Below are 18740 nucleotides of genomic sequence, written 5' to 3'. Positions count from 1 at the left end.
AACATGCGAAAGATCACTTTGAGCAACGCCCAACGCGCGATTTGGATGGTGCTTATCACCTCTCTCGCGGTCGCCTTTTTTGCAGGTCTTATCGATCTCGGGCTGATGTTTCTCAGTCCGTTGACCGATCCCGTGTTGCCGCCGCACGGAGGAGAGGGTCTCGGGGAAGCCGCGGTCGATGCGTTCGTTTGGAGTGCGTTTCCGGCAACGGTCGCGGCGCTGGGTTTAACGCCGTTCGTCCTGCAACGCGGCACGTACAGCTGGCTCGAAGCGGCGGTCGCGGGTGTTCTCGGGTTCATGGCGGCGGTAGTCATATTTCCGTTCGACTCGCCCGGCGCAGTGCCTTTTCTCGCGTTTGCCGCGGGACTTCTCATGATCGGCATGCGGGCGTTGCTGATCATCATCGGCATTCTCAAACCCTGAGCGCGGCAAAGGGAGAGAGCAGGTCTTCGACTTGACGGCGCTCCCGAATAGCCTCACGAACAAACCATGACCGACAGGCTTGTCAGCAGCGCGCGAAAAGACGTCGACGCCTTCGAGGCGACGATACGTCCGCAATCGCTCGACGAATTCGTCGGGCAGGAGCAGGCGCGGGCGAACCTCCGGGTTTTCATCAAGGCGGCGCGCGGGCGGGGCGATGCGCTCGACCATGTGCTCTTTGCGGGGCCTCCGGGTCTCGGGAAGACGACGCTTGCACAGATTCTGTCGAAGGAACTGGGCGTTGGATTTCGTGCGACGTCGGGGCCGGTGATCTCGAAAGCCGGTGATCTCGCGGCGCTTTTGACCAATCTCGAAGAGCGCGATGTGCTCTTCATCGACGAAATTCATCGGCTCAATCCGGCGGTCGAAGAAATCCTTTATCCAGCGATGGAAGATTTCCAGCTCGATCTGATGATCGGCGAGGGGCCTGCTGCGCGGTCGGTTAGAATAGATCTGCCAAAATTTACGCTGGTCGGGGCGACGACGCGCGCGGGGCTCTTGACCAATCCGCTGCGCGATCGCTTCGGCATTCCGGTGCGGCTCAACTTCTATTCGATCCCGGAGTTGGAGCTTGTCGTCGGCCGCGGTGCGCGGGTGCTCGGCGCGCAGATGTCTCCTGATGGCGCGCGCGAAATCGCCAAACGCTCGCGGGGAACGCCGCGGATCGCGGGCCGCCTTCTTCGCCGCGTCCGCGATTTCGCTAGCGTCGAAGGCGCCGTCGTCATCAACGCCGAAGTGGCTGACCGGGCGCTGACGATGCTCGAAGTCGATGGCGAGGGGCTCGACGCGCTCGATCACAGATATCTCGGCTGCATTCTTCACAATTATGAAGGCGGCCCGGTCGGCATCGAAACGCTGGCTGCGGCGCTTTCGGAACCGCGCGATGCGCTCGAGGAAATCGTGGAGCCGTTCCTGCTGCAGCAGGGGTTCATCGGTCGCACGCCGCGGGGGCGAGTGTTAACACTGAAGGCATATCGCCATCTTGGCGTCAGCGGCCCCGCGCGCGCGGCATCGCCCGAATTGCCGATCTTCGAAGACGACGAGGACGGGACTTAACGCCGCTCTAGGCGCTTTTATGGTGGCGAAATTCACGGTTTGGACAGCATTCTCCGCCCAGAGTGCGGACGTGGGTTAACGACCTTCCACAGCACCATCCGATTAAACGGGACCGAGGGTAACGGGTTTGATCAGCCGTCGCGATCTGCTCAAGTTGACTGGCGTTGCCGGTGTCGGCTCGACGGCGCTGAGCGGTTACGCGCTCGCCGAAGCCTTCCGCGAAAAAGTCACCACATACAATCTGACGCCTCCGAACTGGACGCCGGGTCTGAAACTGAAGCTCGCCGTGCTGGCGGATCTTCATGTTTGCGAGCCGTGGATGTCGGTCGAGCGGCTCGAAATTATCGTCGAACAGACAAACAGCCTTGGCGCCGACGCGATCCTGCTTCTCGGCGACTATGTCGTCGGCCACAGGCTTGGGAAGTATTCTGGGAAGGTGAGCAACGGCGCCTGGGCGACGGCGCTTGCGAAACTCAAGGCGCCGCTCGGCGTGCATGCGGTTCTCGGCAATCATGATTGGTGGCAGTCGCAAGACGTGCAGGACAGGCGCGCGGGGCCCACACCTGCTGGCCTCGCACTGCAGGCCGTCGGTATCCCCGTTTATGAAAACAATGCCGTGCGCCTCGAGAAGGACGGGCAGCCTTTCTGGCTCGCGGGTCTTGGCGATCAATGGGCGCTTTACCCGCTCGACGATGAATACGACGAGTTCGTGCACGGCGGAAAAATCGCTTATCGCGGCGTGGACGATCTTCCGGGGACGCTGCGGCTGATAACGGACGATGCGCCGGTCATTCTGATGGCGCATGAGCCCGATATTTTTCCCGTTACTCCGGACAGGGTTTCGTTGACGATCGCCGGTCACACGCATGGCGGGCAAGTTCGCATATTCGGATATGCGCCGGTCGTGCCCTCGCGATTTGGCTCCCGATATTCTTATGGACACATCGTCGAAGGCGGCCGGCATTTGATTGTTTCCGGCGGCCTTGGTTGCTCATCATTGCCGATCCGTTTCGGCTCTCCGCCTGAGATCGTAACGGTCCAACTCGGCGGCGCCGAGGGGGGCGAAGTTTGACGACGAACCCATGGCCAGACCTTGCCGGACGCATCGTTCACGATGCCGAGGGGCAGCGCCACGTCCTTCCAGTGCGGGTCTATTTCGAGGACACCGACGCGGGTGGGGTGGTCTATCACGCGTCATACGTGCGATTCGCGGAACGTGGCCGCACAGATTTTCTTCGGCTTCTCGGCACCGATGCCCGGCGCATGATCGACGGAACGGACAGCCGCGAGCCGGCCGCCTTCGTTGTCCGCCGCATGGACTTCGACTTCGCGCGTCCGGCGCGCATGGATGACCTCCTGGAGGTCGAAACGCGCGTCAAGGCACTTGGGGCGGCAAGCGTGACGCTCGATCAGAGGATCAGCCGCGACGGCAAGCCTCTCGTCTCTGCCGAGGTCGTCGTGGTGCTCGTGTCGATTTCGGGAAAACCTCTGCGTTTGAGCGATACCGTGCGAAAGGCATTCGAGGCGCACGCCCAAGCGACAAAAAATTCTTCCGTCTAGGATCTGTGCGCCTGAGATTTCGCGGGTGCCCTAGAAGCGCGTCCAGACGCCAATTGACATTCGTTGTGGCGCTCTGCATGGCTCATGGTGAGATCAATGGCCGCGTTTTTCGTGGATAAACACGATGATGCGTCATTGCCATCGGCTACACTAAGCCCTCGTTTGGTCATATTGGGCGTCAAAAGCTCTCGATGCGAATGAGCGCGGTGGGCGATGGCGCTTGCTGCCGGGGTGGACGTCATTACGCCGTCATACGCAAACTTCATCGGGCCCGCGCCGGGCGCGTCCCAATGCTGCCGAAATTCCAAGGCCCGTGCGGTTCCGTACGGGTATCTCAATTCTTCGACATGGATGGTGAAATGAATCCCGCGGATGTCGCCCAAAGCGCCGTTGCCCCGGTCGGAGCGAGTGGCTTCTCGTTCATCGAACTCTTTATGCAAGCGAGCCTCACCGTCCAAATCGTCATGACGGGGCTTGGCATCGCGTCCGTCTGGTCGTGGGCGATCATCTTCGAAAAGCTCCTGGCGTTCCGGCGCGCGCGCGTCGAGAGCGACCGCTTCGAGCAATTGTTCTGGTCGGGCCAGTCGCTCGACGAACTCTACGCGAACCTGTCGCGCGGGCGAACGATCACGATGGCCGCGCTGTTCGTTGCCGCGATGCGCGAGTGGAAACGCTCCGTCGAAGGCAACATCCGCGCGCTTGGCGGCATTCAGCTGCGCGTCGAGAAGGTGATGGACGTCACGATCAGCCGCGAGATGGAACGTCTCGACCGGCGTCTCCTGTTTCTCGCGACCGTCGGATCGACGGCACCGTTCGTCGGCCTCTTCGGTACGGTCTGGGGCATCATGACGAGCTTCCAGTCCATCGCAGTTTCGAAGAACACATCGCTGGCGGTGGTTGCACCTGGTATCGCAGAAGCCTTGTTCGCGACGGCGCTCGGCCTCATGGCCGCCATTCCGGCCGTTATTTTCTACAATAAGTTCTCGGCCGATTCGGCGGCCATATCGCAGCGTCTCTATGCTTTTTCCGATGAATTCGCAGCGATCGTATCTCGCCAGATCGACGTGAGGGCTTAAGCCGATGGGGATGAGCGTCAAAGCGGGCGGGGGCGGCGGGCGCCGGCGGCGCGCGCGTCACATGCCGATGGCCGAAATCAACGTCACGCCGATGGTCGACGTGATGCTCGTGCTTTTGATCATCTTCATGGTTGCGGCGCCGCTGCTGCAGACAGGCATCGACGTCAATTTACCGGAATCGAAGGGGCAGGAGATCCAGCCTCCGAAGAAGGACCCGCTGGCGGTCACGGTGAAAGCCAACGGCGACGTTTATATCGGCGACACCCAGGTTCAGTTGGATGAACTGGCGACGAAACTGAAGGCCATCGCCGGGAACGGTTACGACGAGGCAATCTTCGTGCGTGGCGACAAGGGCGTGAACTACGGGACGGTGATGGAGGTGATGAGCCGCATCAACCAGGGCGGCTTCAAGAAACTGTCGTTCGTTCTCAATGGAGAGAAGGGAGGCTCCTAGCGCCCGTAATCCCTAAAGGACGATACGTATGACGAACCAGGATGCGCGTCGGCCAAGGAACACGCGAAGCGCTGTGCCGACGCGTCGCTCGAATTGCTCGCTGTCGACGACGCGTATCGTGGTTCGCCCTGCGGTTCGCCATTGCGCGCGCTCATACGTGCCATCTTTCAGAGAAGGTGGGTGCTGACCGTGCCCTTCGGACTCGTTCTGTCCCTCCTCTTGCACGCTTCACTCCTCGGGTGGGCGCTTTTTTCCATGCACACAACGCCGCCGCTATCGCCAGATACGCCGGCGATCGCAGCGGACATCATCACGCCGTCTGAGTTCCTGCGTCTGAAGCAGGGAGCTGAGGATTCGAAAAACCTCGAGACGAAGGCGAACGACAAGCCCAAGCCCGACGACAGCAAGAACGATACGCCGAAGCCGACCAACGCGCCGCCGCCACCTCCGCCGCCCGCTGAGCAGCAGGTTGCCAAGGCCGAGCCGCCGCCGGAGCCCGAGCCGCCTCAGGCTGCCGAGCCTCCGCCGCCGCCACCTCCACCGGCGAAGACCGAGCCCGATCCAATAGCGAAGAAGATCGACGAGCCGCCGCCGCCGCCGCCCGAGCCTGCGCCCGGCCCGACGCCGGACGAAAAAAAGCTTCTGGAACAGAAGCTTGAGCAAGAACGTCAGGCGGAAGAAGCCAAGAAGAAGGCTGAGGACGAGGCCAAGAAAAAGGCTGACGAGGAAGCGCGGAAAAAGGCCGAGGCGGACGCGAAAAAGAAGGCGGAAGACGAGGCCAAAAAGAAGGCCGAAGAGGAAGCGAAAAAGAAGAAGGCCGCCGAACTCAAGAAGAAGAAACAGGAAGAGGCCAAGAAGAAAGCCGAAGCCGCGAAGAAGCAGTTCGATCCGAGCAAGATCGCGTCTCTTCTCGAGAAGTCGCCGGACGACGCAACGCCGAAGGCTCTTCTCGATAAGGACAAGCGGAAGAAGGGTCAGCAGGCAGCGGGTTCAAGCTCGTCCTCGACGAACTTCGGCAAGGAAGCCGGAACGCAAACCGGTTCCGATACTGTCCTTTCGGCGCGCGAGCAGGATCTCCTGAAGGGGATGCTCAAGTCGCAGCTCAATGGCTGCTGGCGGCCGCCGGGTACGGGTGGTGGTAGCGAGGTTCCGGTCGTCGAGCTTCATTGGGAGCTCAACGCTGACGGCACGCTCGTTGGCGAGCCGCGCGTCACTTCCGCGCCGTCGACGACTGCCGGTCAGGTTTACGCCGAAGCCGCGCTCAGAGCTGTCAGGATGTGTTCGCCGTTCCGCCTGCCTCCGGACAAGTACGAGGGCGGGTGGAAGTACATCGACTGGACTTTCGATCCGCGTGAAATGTTGTAAACGCCCAAAAGTTGCTTCATTCGACCGCGAAGCGAAGCATCGCCTTGTGACTTCCGAACCGCCGCAGAGACGCAGTGAGAGACCATCCATGACCTTGAAAGTCCGCCTCAAAAGGCTGTTTTCCGTTGCGACGCTCGTCGCCGCTTGCGTCTGGCTCGTTCCTGGCTTCGCGCCGGGCGCGATGGCGCAGCTCAAAGGCACGCAGACGGAAGGCACGATCGCGCCGATCCCGATCGCCATTCCGAGCTTCCTCGGGGACGATCAGCAACTCGCGAGCAATATCGCCGCTGTCGTCGAAGCCGATCTCGAAAGGTCCGGACTTTTTCGCCCTCTCGATCATCAATCGTTTCTCGAGCAGGTGCGGGACGTGAACGCCGCGCCGCGATTTGGTGATTGGCGCTCGATCCAAGCTGATGCGTTGGTCGTCGGGCGTGTCGTCAATGCGGGCGATGGAAAGGTCGGCGCCGAATTTCGCGTTTGGGATGTCGCCGGGGGCAAGCAGCTCGCGGGGCAGCGTTTTTCGACTGCCGCGCGGAATTGGCGGCGTATCGGCCATCTGATTGCCGACAGCGTTTATGAAAGGCTGACGGGCGAAAAGGGCTATTTCGATACGCGTATCGTCTACGTCGACGAGACGGGTCCGAAAGAGAAGCGCATCAAGCGCCTCGCGATCATGGATCAGGATGGCGCGAACGTCCGTCTGCTGACGCAAGGCCAGGAACTCGTGTTGACGCCCCGGTTCTCTCCGACGAACCAGGAAATCACGTACATGTCCTATACGTCCGGCGAGCCGAAGGTTTTCATCATGAACCTTGAGACCGGTCGGCGAGAGCTTGTCGGCGATTTCCCGAATATGACCTTCGCGCCGCGATTCTCGCCTGACGGACAGCGGGTCATCATGAGTCTCGGTCGTCCCGACGGCGGTTCCGATATCTACGAGATGGATCTCAGGTCGCGCCAGCCGCGGCGACTCACCCAGTCGAATGGCATCGATACCAGTCCAAGCTACTCGCCGGATGGCGGGCAGGTCGTGTTCGAAAGCGACCGGTCCGGACGGCAGCAGCTCTGGGTCATGAATTCAGACGGCTCGAATCAACGTCCGATCTCGATGGGGGACGGCAGCTACTCGACCCCCGTCTGGTCGCCTCGCGGGGACTACATCGCGTTTACCAAGCAGACTGGCGGTGAGTTTATCATCGGGGTCATGAAGCCCGACGGCTCGGGGGAGCGCACCTTAACGGAAGGGTTCCACAACGAGGGGCCGACCTGGGCCCCCAACGGCCGGGTGCTGATGTTCTTCCGCGAGTCGCAGGGGGGCAATGGCGGACCTCGAATCTTCTCGGTCGATATCACGGGCTACAACGAGCGAAAGGTCGACACTCCAGCCTTCGCTTCGGACCCCGCTTGGTCACCGCTTCTGAATTAACACCCCGTTTACGAACGGCGCCGTCCAATTATTAACGACGTCTCTGTTTAGACGAACTAAGGTGAGCAATATCAATGGCTTGCTCATCTTAACCGTAGTCCTAAGAGTGTTGACTTTTGCCCACTAAGTCCCGTTGCATTTTCGCACCTATTGCCTTGGAAAACTTGAGAATTGAGCCCTCTGTTCTTGATCGGAACGCGCCCTCCCGGTACCCCAGAGTACGGCTTTTGCCGGAATCGTATCAGGAGATATGACCATGCAGGGTGTGAAGGGGCTGATCCTTTTGTCAGCAGTAGTCGCGGCAGTTGCTCTCGGCGCTTGCCGTCGCGAAGCTGAACATACGCCTTTGAAGCTCGGCGGCCCGACCGCTAGCGACCAGGTTGCTCGCTAATCGCGAGTAGTCTGCCTCAAAGGAGACTACCTGTGAAAAGCGCATTCGTTCTCGCTGACTCAATGTTGGTGGGTCCGTCGCTCGGAAGCAGGTCGCGCTTTTAGCGTTACCTGCATACTTAGCACTGCGTTTTTCATCCTATTCTTCAAGACCGAGTTGTTGGCGATTTGCTCGCCACCATCTCGGTCTTGAGCTTTTTTAGGGTGCCATTGTCGGGATGTTTTTCCGGCTCGCGTGGCTCGCGCTTCGGCCTCCCGTGGCGGCTCGAAATGATCGATTCTTCCGCGCACGTTTGGCGCTGGAAAAGATCGAGAAAAGTGCTCAAAACCAAATTAGTCGCACGCGCACCTCGTATCTCGATGCTACAAGTTTGCATGAGAACGGATCGCGGGGGATCCAGGTATTCCAAGCTCTCTTCGAGAGAGACTTGGTGGGTCATCAGCGGACTCGGCCACATTTTCGGCTGAACGATTCTCTATGCGGAGATGAAACAGCTATCTCTCTCACGGACGAAGCGTGTGCAACTCACGCGAGAGATGAGATCGATACGAAGGGGATTTGCGAAATGATGGCCACGTTTGCGCGGAGCTTGGGTCTGCGCCTCGCCGCCGTTTCGATTCTGGCCGCGACTCTCGGTGCGTGCGCCAACAAGGACATGCAGCCTGACGCGCTGAGCAGCAAATACGGAAATGCGACGCCGGGTTCGCAGCGCGACTTCACTCAGAACGTCGGCGATCTCGTGTACTTCTCGACCGACTCCGTCGATCTCACGCCCGAAGCCGCGCAGACGCTGACGAAGCAGTCGCAGTGGCTGCAGCAGTATCCGAATTACACCATCACCATCGAAGGCCATGCCGACGAACGCGGCACGCGTGAATACAACATCGCGCTTGGCGCTCGCCGCGCGACGACCGTGCGCAACTTCCTTTCGCAGCATGGCATAAACGGCGCGCGCATCCGCACGATCTCGTACGGCAAGGAGCGTCCGGTTGCGGTGTGCAACGACATTTCCTGCTGGTCGCAGAATCGCCGCGCGCAGACGGTGCTCAACAGCGGCGGCCAGGTTAGCCAGCGTTAACAGCCGCTCATGCGGTGCCGCTTTGCGGCATCGCGCTTTGGCTCATTGGCTCATAAGAGCCACACTCCCACAGAGCTTTTGCGCACCGCAGATTCAGCAAAGTTTGGCCTAATTGGAATCGCATAACGGCGCCTGGACTTTCCAGGTTGCGGCGCCGGGTCGATGTTGAAATTGCGGTCTTCCAATGTTGCGGTTGGCGTTATCTGCGGGCTGCTTGCCCTCATGGCGGCTTTGGCGCCGCGTGTGTTCGCCCAGGATCAGATAGCTGGCGAAACTGCCGGCGAGTTGCTCGAAGACGGGCTGGACGCGCTTTCAGATCACGCCGATGAGTCGGGCCGTCGATTGCTCGCCCGGGTTATGAGCGATTTTCCCGGATCGATCGAGGCCGCCAGAGCGAAGCGGGCGCTGGCGGCGCTTGACCGCGGCGAGAGCATTCCAGACGAGCGTGCCCAGATCAAAGCCGGACTTGCCGAGCGCACTGCCGAATATCGGCGCGCTTTTCTGATCGACGTCGGAGACCGTGTCTTCTTTGCTGAGAACAGCGCGATCCTCGGCGGGCGTGCGCGAAGCATCATCGAGAGCCAAGCGCGTTGGCTTAATGCCCGGCCCGATCTCACGGTTGTGGTCATCGGTCGTGCTGACGATGACGGTGGCCGAACCGCATCGGGGGCGCTTTCCCTGCAGCGCGCGCAGGCCGTCCGTGACCGACTGGTCGCGGCGGGAATTTCGGAAACGCGAGTCGAGGTCAAGGCTGCCGGGGATGCGGACCGGCTGGCGGTGTGTGATGGGCCATTGTGCCAGGCTCAGAACCGGAATGCCGAAGTGTACATAAAGGATTGGCGTTTTGACGGAAGCTGGCAGTCGCGGCCGACGATTTCGAGTTTGCCTGCGAAAGCGTCGATCGGCTCCACGAGCAGCGCCCCTGCGGATCCGGCCGAGGCGGTTTCGCAATAATTCCTCTCGCAGGGTTGATGGGTGCTGCGACGCGGCGTAGGTGGAGGCGCACGCGATGCTGGGCTACAGTTTCTTCTTCCAGTAGCAATCGACGGCCGCTTCAGCGGCAAAACAATCGAACGAACATCAGGGGTAGAGCCGGGAATGGCCAAGCTAGCGGGGATACTTCGGAGTGGCTTGCGGTTTCAGATCGTAGCGCTGGCGTTCGCCCTATCGGCCGTTCCGGCTTTGGCGCAGTCAAGCGACACGCGACCGTCGAAGGCCGGCGCGGCTGCGGCGGCCGCGGCAGCTTCCTCGGGTGACGCGGGGCTCAAAGCGCGGGTTCAGGCGCTCGAGGAGCAACTCGTCGATATGCAGGTCGTCGTCGGAACTTTGGAATCGCTTGCCAAAAATGGTGGTTCGGCAGCCGCGCCATTCCCTTCGTCAGGAGGGGCGGTTTCCGCCGATCCTGCACGAATCGAAGGGCTTGAGACGCAGGTTCGCGCGCTCTCGCTGCAAGTGCAGCAGCTCTCGGATCAGGTTCGCAGCATGGGCGGCGTTCCGCGGCGATCGGAAATTCAGGGCGGCACCGATGTGGGCGCCGTCGATCACGCGGATGCTGGAGCAGGCGGGTTCGGTTCGACGACCGTTTCACCGGGCCCTGATGCAATCGGCGGGCTGCTCGACGCCAACGGACAGCCGGAGGCCGACAGAGGCGGCAGCGTCGCCGGATCGCCCGCGCCCGTCGCAACGGCGGCATTGCCTACAGCAAGCGAGCCGGTCGGAGACCCGAAGCAGCTATATGAAACGGCATATGGCTATCTGCTTCAACGCGATTACGGTTCGGCGGAAACGGCCTTCAACGATTTCCTGAAGAAGTTTCCCAACGACTCGCTCTCGGGAAACGCGCAATATTGGTTGGGCGAAACCTATTTCGTTCGCGGTCAATACAAGGCGGCGGCGAGTTCTTTCTTGAAGGGCTACTCGACCTATGCCCAAAGCGGCAAAGCGCCTGACAGCCTTTTGAAGCTCGCGATGTCGCTTGATCGGCTCGGGCAGAAAGAAGCGGCTTGCTCGTCCTTCTCGGAGTTGGCGTCGAAATTTCCGACGGCCGCGCCAAACGTGAAGGCTCGCGCACAGAGTGAACGGCAGCGGATCGGCTGCCAATAAAGGAGCGGCGGGCTCAAGTTCTCCGCTGAACTGAAAACCGTGAGTCGCGTACTGCCATTACCGATTTCTGAAGCCGAAGCGGACGCCGCCTTCGATCGGCTCGCACGGCTCAGTCACGTGGTTCTCGCGGTGTCCGGCGGGCCTGACAGCATGGCGCTCATGCTTCTCGCGGCGGAATGGCGGGCGCGTGCGAAGTTTGCAGGGCCGTCGCTCTCCGTTGCCACGGTCGATCATGGACTTCGCCCGGAATCGCGTTTCGAAGCCGAACTCGTCGGGCAAGCTGCACGACAGTTAGATTTGCCTCATGCGATTTTGACGTGGGAAGGCGCGAAGCCGCGAACGGGTGTCGCGGCAGCGGCGCGTGAGGCACGCTACCGACTTTTGGCAGAGCACGCGCGCGGCATTGGCGATGGCAACGTCGCGATTGCGACCGCTCATCATCTCGATGATCAGGCGGAAACGTTCGTCATGCGGCTTGCGCGCGGTGCCGGCATCGATGGCCTTTCCGGTATGCGCATCGAACGGCCCATCACCGAGCGATCGCGCATCACTCTGGCGCGGCCGCTGCTCGGCTTTGAGAAAGCCCGCCTCGTTGCCGCCGTCGCTCAGCGCGACGTCGTCTATGTCGAAGATCCATCGAATACGGACGATCGCTACGAGCGGGCGCGTGTGCGGTCGGCACTGTCCGGTCTCGGCGAAGCGGGTTTGTCACCGCAGGCATTGGCGACATCGGCGCGACGTCTGAGCGATGCCCGCGAGGCCCTCGCATACGCGGAGCGGCACTTCATCGCGTCGCTCAACCTTTCGTTCGGCAACGAGGTTTTCGCGACGTTCGATCGGCGGGCCTTCGATGACGGTCCGGCCTTTCTGCGGCAGAAGGTGATGGCACGTCTCATCGCCCGTTTTGGCGGAGACAGTCCCGAGCCTCAACTTTCTGAAATCGAAGCGCTGGCAGCTCGGCTCCGCGGGGAAGAAAAGTGCGCCGCGACCCTCGGTGGGGCGATGGTCTCAGCTGGGCCGCGCTTCATTCGAATCTGGCGGGAAGCCGGCCGGCTCGATCACTCGGAGGTCGAACTTCCGCCTCGTGCCGTCAGAATTTGGGACAACCGCTTTGCGCTATGCTGGTCTGCGGAAAACAGCGGCCTCGGGTCACAGCTCAACGGCGGGAGGACGATCACTGTCAAACCGTTGGGTTCTGCGGCATACGGCGCGATCCTGCCTCGGCTTCGTGCCGAATCGCGCCCGCCGGCGCGGGCCGCTGCCGCGCTTCCCTCGTTCTGGACCGGGGATCAACTCGTTGCAGCACCCTCTCTGGCGCCTTTTGCGCTTCCGGAGGCCGAGCCGCTCGATCCGGCCGGGTTCGAATTGACGCCTTTGGCATCTGTTACATCTTAAGGATTTCGGCGTATGGTGGTGGCGGGAAACCTAGGTAAACGCCCGAACTTGTGCGGAGATGGGCCGCCACCTATGTTAAGGTCTCTCTCGGGGGGCAGCAGTGCCACCGAGCACGCGCCATTTTGGTGCCGATGGCGCCATCAAGGAAAAAAATGAACCCGAATTATCAGAAACTTGCGATCTGGGCGGCGTTGTTCGTCCTCTTGCTGGCCCTCTACAACCTCGTCAGCAATCCGAGCACAACGCGCCGCACAAACGAAATTCAATATTCGGAATTTCTTGACGCCGTCGACAAGGGTAACGTCTCGGAGGCCGTGATCGCGGGCAACCGCATCACCGGAACGAAGAAAGACGCAAGCTCCAGCGATCTGGCGTTCTCGACTTATGCCCCAGAAGACCCAAACCTCGTGACCCGCCTGCGCGAGAAGGGTGTGAAATTCAAAGCGCGGCCTGCCGAGGATGAAGTGCAGTCGATCACAAGCATTCTTCTGAGCTGGTTCCCGATGCTGCTGCTCATCGGCGTGTGGATCTTCTTCATGCGCCAGATGCAATCGGGTTCGGGCCGAGCGATGGGTTTCGGCAAGTCTCGCGCGAAGCTTTTGACGGAGCGGCATGGCCGCGTGACATTCGAAGACGTTGCTGGCGTCGACGAGGCGAAAGCCGATCTTGAAGAGATCGTCGAATTCCTTCGCGACCCGCAGAAGTTCCAGCGCCTCGGCGGACGCATTCCGCGCGGCTGCTTGCTGGTCGGCCCTCCGGGCACCGGTAAGACCCTTATCGCGCGCGCTGTTGCCGGCGAAGCCAACGTGCCGTTCTTCACGATCTCGGGCTCCGACTTCGTCGAGATGTTCGTCGGCGTCGGCGCGAGCCGCGTGCGCGACATGTTCGAGCAGGCGAAGAAGAACGCTCCGTGCATCATCTTCATCGACGAAATCGATGCCGTCGGCCGTCATCGCGGCGCGGGTCTTGGTGGTGGCAACGACGAGCGTGAACAGACGCTCAACCAGCTGCTCGTCGAGATGGATGGTTTTGAGGCCAACGAGGGCATCATCATCATCGCGGCGACGAACCGTCCCGACGTGCTCGATCCCGCGTTGCTGCGTCCTGGCCGATTCGACCGCCAGATCGTCGTTCCCAATCCGGACGTGGTCGGGCGCGAGCGGATCCTACGCGTTCACATGAAGAAGGTGCCGCTGGCGCCGGACGTTGATCCGAAGGTCATCGCTCGCGGTACGCCTGGGTTCTCGGGCGCGGATCTCGCGAACCTCGTCAACGAAGCGGCGTTGCTCGCTGCGCGCCGCAACAAGCGGCTCGTAACTCAGGCCGAGTTCGAGGATTCCAAAGACAAGGTCATGATGGGCGCTGAGCGCAAGACCATGGCCATGACCGAGGAAGAGAAGCTCGCGACCGCCTATCACGAGGCAGGCCACGCGATCGTCAATCTCGTCGTGCCGGGCAACGATCCCTTGCACAAGGTGACGATCATTCCGCGCGGCCGGGCGCTGGGCGTCACGATGAGTTTGCCGGAGCGGGATCGCCTCAGCTATTCGAAGCAGTGGTGTGAAGGCAAGATCGCGATGGCTTTCGGCGGCCGTGTCGCCGAGCAGATCATCTATGGCCGCGAACACTTGAATACGGGTGCTTCGAGCGACATCAGTCAGGCGACGAACATCGCCAAGAAGATGGTGACGGAGTGGGGCATGAGCGACAAGCTCGGGCCGCTGCTCTATTCGGAGAACCAGCAGGAAGTGTTCCTCGGCCATTCGATCACGCAACAGAAGAACATGAGCGAGGAAACCGCCAAGCTCATCGACGAGGAAACTCGGCGCATCGTGACCACCGGCGAGAAGACCGCTTGGGCCGTGCTGACGCAGCACAAGGCGGAACTCGAAGCCATGGCGCAGGCGCTGATGGAGTACGAGACGATCAACGGCGACGAGTGCCAGTCGATTATGCGTGGCGACAAGATCGTGCGTCCGACGGACGATGACGGCAGCAAGGGTCCGGCCGGTTCGGCCGTGCCGTCTGCAGGCCGGCAGCCGCCGCGGCCGCGGGGCGAGCCGAAGGGCGGGATCGATATCGAGCCCGAACCGCAGCCGCAGTAATCGCCGGACACAAAGGTCCTCAGTTTTTTCTGGCGGCCGCGATAACATCGCGGCCGCTTTTTCGTGAGTTGGAATCCAATCGAGATGAAACGATCAGTCTATCTGCAACCTAGTGCGATCTTCTGGGATCGAAGTGTACGCCGGGCGGTCGATGAGGCCGAGGTTCCAGAATGGAAGGGGTTGCCGCTTGCAGGCAGCCGGCTTTCGTTTGCGGCGCTCGATGTTTTGACGCGGGCGTCGCCAGCAACGAAACGGCGGACGGTCGTTTTGGGCGACGCGTTCAGCGGCGACTGGGGCCGCGAGGCGCTGTCTGCCGCCGATATTCTTCAGGAGCTCTCAGAGCCGCGCGCGCGCCTTGCCGGGTTATCGCTCGATCGTCCTCGCATCATGGGCATCATCAACGTCACGCCCGACAGTTTCTCGGACGGCGGGCAGTTCGCGACCACTGAGGCCGCGATCGCGCAGGGCTTGAGACTCGTGGAAGAGGGCGCCGACATTCTCGATATCGGCGGTGAAAGCACGCGGCCGCAATCCGATACGGTCGCGGTCGATGAGGAACTGCGCCGCGTCATTCCCGTGGTCGAGGGTTTGCGCGCCAAGACCGATGCGGTGATTTCGGTCGATACGCGCAAGTCCGAAGTGATGCGGCGCGCGGCTGCGGCGGGTGCCGACATTCTGAACGACGTCTCGGCGTTCACTTATGACCCCGAAGCGCTGGAAGTTGCGGCCGAGACCGGGCTGCCGATCGTCATCATGCATGCGCAGGGCGATCCGAAGACGATGAACGACAATCCGAAGTACGACGACGTCGTGCTCGATGTGTTCGATTATCTGGAAGGGCGCATCCAGGCGTGCGTCGCTGCCGGAATTCCGAAGTCGAAGATCGTCGCTGATCCGGGCATCGGCTTCGGCAAGCATCTTCATCACAACGTTGCCGTGATGGCTGGGCTGTCGCTCTATCACGGTCTTGGCGTTCCGCTGCTTCTCGGCGTCAGCCGGAAGAAGATGATCGGGCAGCTCTGCAATGTGGACGCCGCGAAGGACCGTGTGCCGGGGTCGCTCGCCTGTGCGATCGCGGGCGTTGCTGCGGGCGTGCAGATCTTGCGCGTTCACGACGTTGCGGAAACGAAGCAGGCGATCGAGGTTTGGCGCGCGTGCTCGGCTGGGACGGAGAAGGGCCTCGATTGATCCTGCGAAAGCAGCGATCGCTATCTGATCTTAGACGTCGTCATCCGTAAAGCGGCGTAGAAGCAAAGGATCAGGCCAAGCAGCGCGCCGGCGAGTGCTGGGGCGCGCCAGTCGGTGCTTGCGACCCGCGTGACGAGAAGCGCTAAGCAGACGACGATGCCCGCGATCGGCAGGATCAGGGGAATTTCGAACTGTCCGAGCGCTTCGCCTTTGCGGCGCTTCAGCACGATGAGCGACGCGTTGACGGCTATGAAGACGACAAGCAGCAATAGGACTGTCGCTGCGGCGAGGTCGGCAATTTCTCCGGCAACGACGAGCAGCAGCAGCAATCCGAGAATGACGGCGATTGCGATGTGAGGCGTTCTTCGCACCTCGTGCACGCGTCCAACGAAGCCCGGCAGAAGTCCCTGTCCGGACATGCCGTAGATCAGCCGGGACGCGGTCACGTAATTGACGAGGGCGGTGTTGGCCACCGAGAAGAGCGCGATGAAGCTCATCAGCCCGGCGGGGATCCCGGGGGCGCTGCGTTGCAGGACCGCCGTCAATGGGCTCGGCGCGGCAGCGAGTTCCTGCCACGGCAAAACCGACACCGCAGTAATCGAGACGGCCACGTATAGAAGCGCTGCCGAGGCCGTTGCGATGACGAGGCCCCGCGGGATCGTGCGCTGCGGATCCTTGCATTCCTCGGCGACGTTGATGGCGTCCTCGAAGCCAATGAACGCAAAGAACGTCAACACGGACGCTTGCAGTACGACGAGGGCGATGCCGGTATCCGTGCTCTGTGGCGGCGTTTCGAAATAGTCGACCGTGCCCCAGTAAGAGATGCCCGACGCGATGACGATGAGAATTCCCGAGACTTCGAGCAACGTGCACACGACGTTGACCCACATGCTCTCGCGAATGCCGCGGAAGACGATTCCGCTCATGATCAGCAGAAAGCCCACCGCGATCGCGGTCGGCGGCAACGCCTCGATGCCTGCAAAGTCGGCGAGGATTGCGGCGAAGATCTTCGACTGGGTCGCGATCGAGGTCAGTCCGGATGCCACGAGGGCGAGCCCGATGGTGAAACTCAGGACCGGGAGCCTGAAGGCGCGGTCGGTGACGTAGGCGGCGCCGCCTGCGCGTGGATAGCGCGAGCCCAGCGAGGCATAGGAGAGAGCGGTCAGCAGTGCCGCAACCATGGCGATGAGAAACGACAGCCAGACGGCAGATCCGGCTTCGCCCGCCGCCTTGCCGATGAGGCCGTAGATTCCCGAGCCGACCATGCTGCCGAGCGCATAGAGCGCGAGCTGTGTCGTTCCGATGGAGCGGATGAGGCCCGGCTTTGCGTCAATCGGCGCTTCGGCCACCACGTCGCGTCCCTCTTTCTATCGACTGCAGCTCGTCAACTGGCTGCGGCTTTGCGATCCGCGAGACGGCGCTCGACGCCCGCGATGATGGCTTTGCGGATCTCATCGGTTCGCTTCACGGAGGGAGCAACCGGTACATGCTGCGCCTCGGCGAAGGCCCGGAGGTTTTCCGCCGATTTGATTTCCTGGAGGCGCTTCATCAGGCCATCGCGGCCCTGCTTGGCCAAAGTCACCATCGCGGAGAAGCGATAGGGATTGAAATTTTCGGCGCGGTCGTGCCGCTCGATCGTCTCCACCGGGCTTGCGGGCTCAGCGGCTGTCGGGGCTTCGACGGGCGGCTCTGCAACAACGGGTGGCTCTGGCGGCACCTCGCGAACGAGCATGCGATTGACGGCTTTGGTCAGCGCGGCAGCTAGCCGGTCAGCTGCGTCGCCCTCGAGCGTCGTCTCGCGCCGGATATGGGCGCGGAAGAACGCCGCCATTTCATCGCCGGGCCAGAGCTGTTTGCCTTTGCTCATGTTCGACGTTTTCTCGCCTTCAACAGTTAGGAAACGGAGACTTTGTTCTTCTTCTTTGCCGCCACGGTTTCGACGAGGCGGGCGATCTCCTGATGAAGCTCTTTGACGTCGCCGGCGGCGTCGGAATACTTGACGTCGATCGATCTCAGCTGACCGATGTAGTCGAAGGCGTTGGCGATGCCGTTACGCTGCGGAAGGAAAGTCTCGAGCACAGGGTGCACGAGGCTTATCTCCTCGATCATCATATAGTCCCGGTCGTCGTTGCGCACGTAGTTTGCGAGGCAGACGTAACGCCTGTCCTCAGCGGGCATTGCGGCCAGATCATCGAGATTGCGCATGTCTTCGATCAGCATGGCGACGCGATCGACGGCGAGCTGCGAGACGTAGTCCGGCCGGAAGGGAACGATGACCTTGTCGGCGGTCTTGAGCGCGGCGAGCGCCGCGAACGAGAGGCCCGGCGCGCAGTCGAGGATTACGACGTCATAGTCGCCCTCGAAGCGGCGGATGAGGCTTTCCATGCGGCCGCGAACGCGGTTCGCGACGACCTCTGGAACGTTGCTCTGGCTCGCCTGCTTGAGGTACAGCTCGCCTTGGATATCCTCAAGGAGAAGCGATCCGGGCACGAGCGAAATCGGGGCCGGCTTGCCGTTCGATATGGAAACGTCGCCGACGTTCTTGGCGACGTAATCGCGGGCGTTGGCGGGAATGCCGTCGAACAGGTCGTAGAAGTAATCAGCGATGGTCTTGCCGGCTTTGCGGGCTTCGTTCCAGCCTTGGCCGCCCATCAGAATGAGTGACGCGTTGCACTGCGAGTCGAGGTCGATCAAGAGGACGCGCTTACCCCCGTAGACCGCAAGCCCGTGGGCGAGCATCACCGAGACAGTAGATTTGCCGACGCCACCCTTGCGGTTAGCGACCGCTAGAAAGACTGCCATAATTGATACCCCTCGGATTGCGCCCGCCGAACCGATTTTGCCTCTGAAGCGCGCGCTACATCAATAGCGGACCTATGGGCCGATTCCGTGACTCGAGCCAACCTGTGTCTCAAAATCTCATAATGTGGAAAGAAGGCCTATGTGCGTGCAACCCCGAGTGGAATCCGGTGTAAGATTTGCGGCAATTCAACCATCGGCATGGAATGCAGGTGCGTGCTCGGGCATCTATGGTCTTTAAGGTGACGGGGAAGCACGCCGATC

General features: G+C 61.4%; 18 protein-coding genes. 14 read left to right on the top strand and 4 right to left on the bottom strand.

The genetic code is table 11. The annotated features are described in order from the left end of the window. Positions 1-3: 3 nt before the first annotated feature. From G359_RS15515 to tolR, 6 genes are all read left to right on the top strand, one after another. Complete coding sequence (locus G359_RS15515; RefSeq protein ID WP_045836858.1) at positions 4-423, top strand: hypothetical protein; 420 nt, start codon at positions 4-6, stop codon at positions 421-423. A gap of 66 nt (positions 424-489) precedes the next feature. Further along, entirely contained in the window at positions 490-1536 is a 1047-nt protein-coding gene (ruvB, locus tag G359_RS15510; protein WP_045836857.1) for a Holliday junction branch migration DNA helicase RuvB, read from the top strand. Positions 1537-1663: 127 nt separating this feature from the next. Further along, a complete protein-coding gene (locus G359_RS15505; protein WP_045836856.1) occupies positions 1664-2608 on the top strand; it encodes a metallophosphoesterase in 945 nt (314 codons plus the stop codon). Continuing rightward, entirely contained in the window at positions 2605-3096 is a 492-nt protein-coding gene (gene ybgC / locus G359_RS15500) for a tol-pal system-associated acyl-CoA thioesterase (protein ID WP_045836855.1), read from the top strand. The genes G359_RS15505 and ybgC overlap by 4 nt, the downstream gene beginning before the upstream one ends. Before the next feature lie 359 nt (positions 3097-3455). After that, positions 3456-4172, top strand: coding sequence for a protein TolQ (gene tolQ / locus G359_RS15495; protein ID WP_045838093.1), 717 nt, complete (start codon positions 3456-3458; stop codon positions 4170-4172). Positions 4173-4176: 4 nt separating this feature from the next. Beyond that, complete coding sequence (gene tolR, locus G359_RS15490; RefSeq protein WP_045836854.1) at positions 4177-4626, top strand: protein TolR; 450 nt, start codon at positions 4177-4179, stop codon at positions 4624-4626. Positions 4627-4638: 12 nt separating this feature from the next. On the opposite strand, the gene G359_RS20810 is transcribed toward tolR, so the two are convergent. Continuing rightward, entirely contained in the window at positions 4639-4851 is a 213-nt protein-coding gene (locus tag G359_RS20810; protein WP_197077641.1) for a hypothetical protein, read from the bottom strand. A gap of 30 nt (positions 4852-4881) precedes the next feature. Between G359_RS20810 and tolA the strand changes: the two genes are divergently transcribed. From tolA to folP, 8 genes are all read left to right on the top strand, one after another. Continuing rightward, the gene (gene tolA / locus G359_RS15485) at positions 4882-5991 is read left to right on the top strand and encodes a cell envelope integrity protein TolA (protein WP_245280059.1); all 1110 of its coding nucleotides are present in this window, start codon (positions 4882-4884) and stop codon (positions 5989-5991) included. An 88-nt stretch (positions 5992-6079) separates the two neighbouring features. After that, positions 6080-7417, top strand: a complete 1338-nt coding sequence (gene tolB / locus G359_RS15480) for a Tol-Pal system beta propeller repeat protein TolB (protein WP_045836853.1) — start codon at positions 6080-6082, stop codon at positions 7415-7417. A gap of 956 nt (positions 7418-8373) precedes the next feature. After that, positions 8374-8886: a peptidoglycan-associated lipoprotein Pal gene (gene pal / locus G359_RS15475; protein ID WP_082073103.1), complete on the top strand. Its 513-nt coding sequence runs from the start codon at positions 8374-8376 to the stop codon at positions 8884-8886. A 162-nt stretch (positions 8887-9048) separates the two neighbouring features. Next, positions 9049-9840, top strand: coding sequence for an OmpA family protein (locus G359_RS15470; RefSeq protein WP_045836852.1), 792 nt, complete (start codon positions 9049-9051; stop codon positions 9838-9840). Between the two features lie 144 nt (positions 9841-9984). Then, positions 9985-10989, top strand: coding sequence for a tol-pal system protein YbgF (gene ybgF / locus G359_RS15465; protein ID WP_045836851.1), 1005 nt, complete (start codon positions 9985-9987; stop codon positions 10987-10989). A gap of 39 nt (positions 10990-11028) precedes the next feature. Further along, the gene (tilS, locus tag G359_RS15460) at positions 11029-12384 is read left to right on the top strand and encodes a tRNA lysidine(34) synthetase TilS (protein WP_045836850.1); all 1356 of its coding nucleotides are present in this window, start codon (positions 11029-11031) and stop codon (positions 12382-12384) included. 152 nt (positions 12385-12536) lie between these two features. Continuing rightward, positions 12537-14489, top strand: a complete 1953-nt coding sequence (ftsH, locus tag G359_RS15455; RefSeq protein ID WP_045836849.1) for an ATP-dependent zinc metalloprotease FtsH — start codon at positions 12537-12539, stop codon at positions 14487-14489. Between the two features lie 84 nt (positions 14490-14573). Further along, positions 14574-15677 carry a dihydropteroate synthase gene (folP, locus tag G359_RS15450; protein ID WP_045836848.1) on the top strand — a complete coding sequence of 368 codons (1104 nt, stop codon included), beginning with the start codon at positions 14574-14576 and terminating at the stop codon, positions 15675-15677. A gap of 20 nt (positions 15678-15697) precedes the next feature. On the opposite strand, the gene G359_RS15445 is transcribed toward folP, so the two are convergent. Genes G359_RS15445 through G359_RS15435 form a run of 3 tightly spaced genes read right to left on the bottom strand, consistent with a single transcriptional unit; the run spans position 15698 to position 18479 of the window. Continuing rightward, positions 15698-17029: an APC family permease gene (locus tag G359_RS15445; protein WP_045836847.1), complete on the bottom strand. Its 1332-nt coding sequence runs from the start codon at positions 17027-17029 to the stop codon at positions 15698-15700. 32 nt (positions 17030-17061) lie between these two features. Next, positions 17062-17544, bottom strand: coding sequence for a hypothetical protein (locus tag G359_RS15440; RefSeq protein ID WP_045836846.1), 483 nt, complete (start codon positions 17542-17544; stop codon positions 17062-17064). Positions 17545-17570: 26 nt separating this feature from the next. Then, positions 17571-18479 (bottom strand): ParA family protein, encoded by a 909-nt coding sequence (locus G359_RS15435; RefSeq protein WP_045836845.1) that lies wholly within the window; start codon positions 18477-18479, stop codon positions 17571-17573. Between the last annotated feature and the right edge of the window lie 261 nt (positions 18480-18740).

The sequence above is a fragment of the Hyphomicrobium sp. 99 genome (assembly GCF_000384335.2).
Classification (GTDB): domain Bacteria; phylum Pseudomonadota; class Alphaproteobacteria; order Rhizobiales; family Hyphomicrobiaceae; genus Hyphomicrobium_B.
The sequence above is the reverse complement of the archived record's forward strand: the minus strand, read 5'-3'. Positions and strand labels throughout refer to the sequence as shown.

Coding starts and splice junctions, on each gene's coding strand:
- G359_RS15435 (WP_045836845.1), bottom strand. CDS start 18,479: ATGGCAGTCTTTCTAGCGGTCGCTAACCGCAAGGGTGGCGTCGGCAAA.
- tolA (WP_245280059.1), top strand. CDS start 4,882: ATGCACACAACGCCGCCGCTATCGCCAGATACGCCGGCGATCGCAGCG.
- ftsH (WP_045836849.1), top strand. CDS start 12,537: ATGAACCCGAATTATCAGAAACTTGCGATCTGGGCGGCGTTGTTCGTC.
- tolR (WP_045836854.1), top strand. CDS start 4,177: ATGGGGATGAGCGTCAAAGCGGGCGGGGGCGGCGGGCGCCGGCGGCGC.
- tolQ (WP_045838093.1), top strand. CDS start 3,456: ATGAATCCCGCGGATGTCGCCCAAAGCGCCGTTGCCCCGGTCGGAGCG.
- G359_RS15515 (WP_045836858.1), top strand. CDS start 4: ATGCGAAAGATCACTTTGAGCAACGCCCAACGCGCGATTTGGATGGTG.
- G359_RS15470 (WP_045836852.1), top strand. CDS start 9,049: ATGTTGAAATTGCGGTCTTCCAATGTTGCGGTTGGCGTTATCTGCGGG.
- pal (WP_082073103.1), top strand. CDS start 8,374: ATGATGGCCACGTTTGCGCGGAGCTTGGGTCTGCGCCTCGCCGCCGTT.
- tolB (WP_045836853.1), top strand. CDS start 6,080: ATGACCTTGAAAGTCCGCCTCAAAAGGCTGTTTTCCGTTGCGACGCTC.
- G359_RS15440 (WP_045836846.1), bottom strand. CDS start 17,544: ATGAGCAAAGGCAAACAGCTCTGGCCCGGCGATGAAATGGCGGCGTTC.
- ybgF (WP_045836851.1), top strand. CDS start 9,985: ATGGCCAAGCTAGCGGGGATACTTCGGAGTGGCTTGCGGTTTCAGATC.
- folP (WP_045836848.1), top strand. CDS start 14,574: ATGAAACGATCAGTCTATCTGCAACCTAGTGCGATCTTCTGGGATCGA.
- ruvB (WP_045836857.1), top strand. CDS start 490: ATGACCGACAGGCTTGTCAGCAGCGCGCGAAAAGACGTCGACGCCTTC.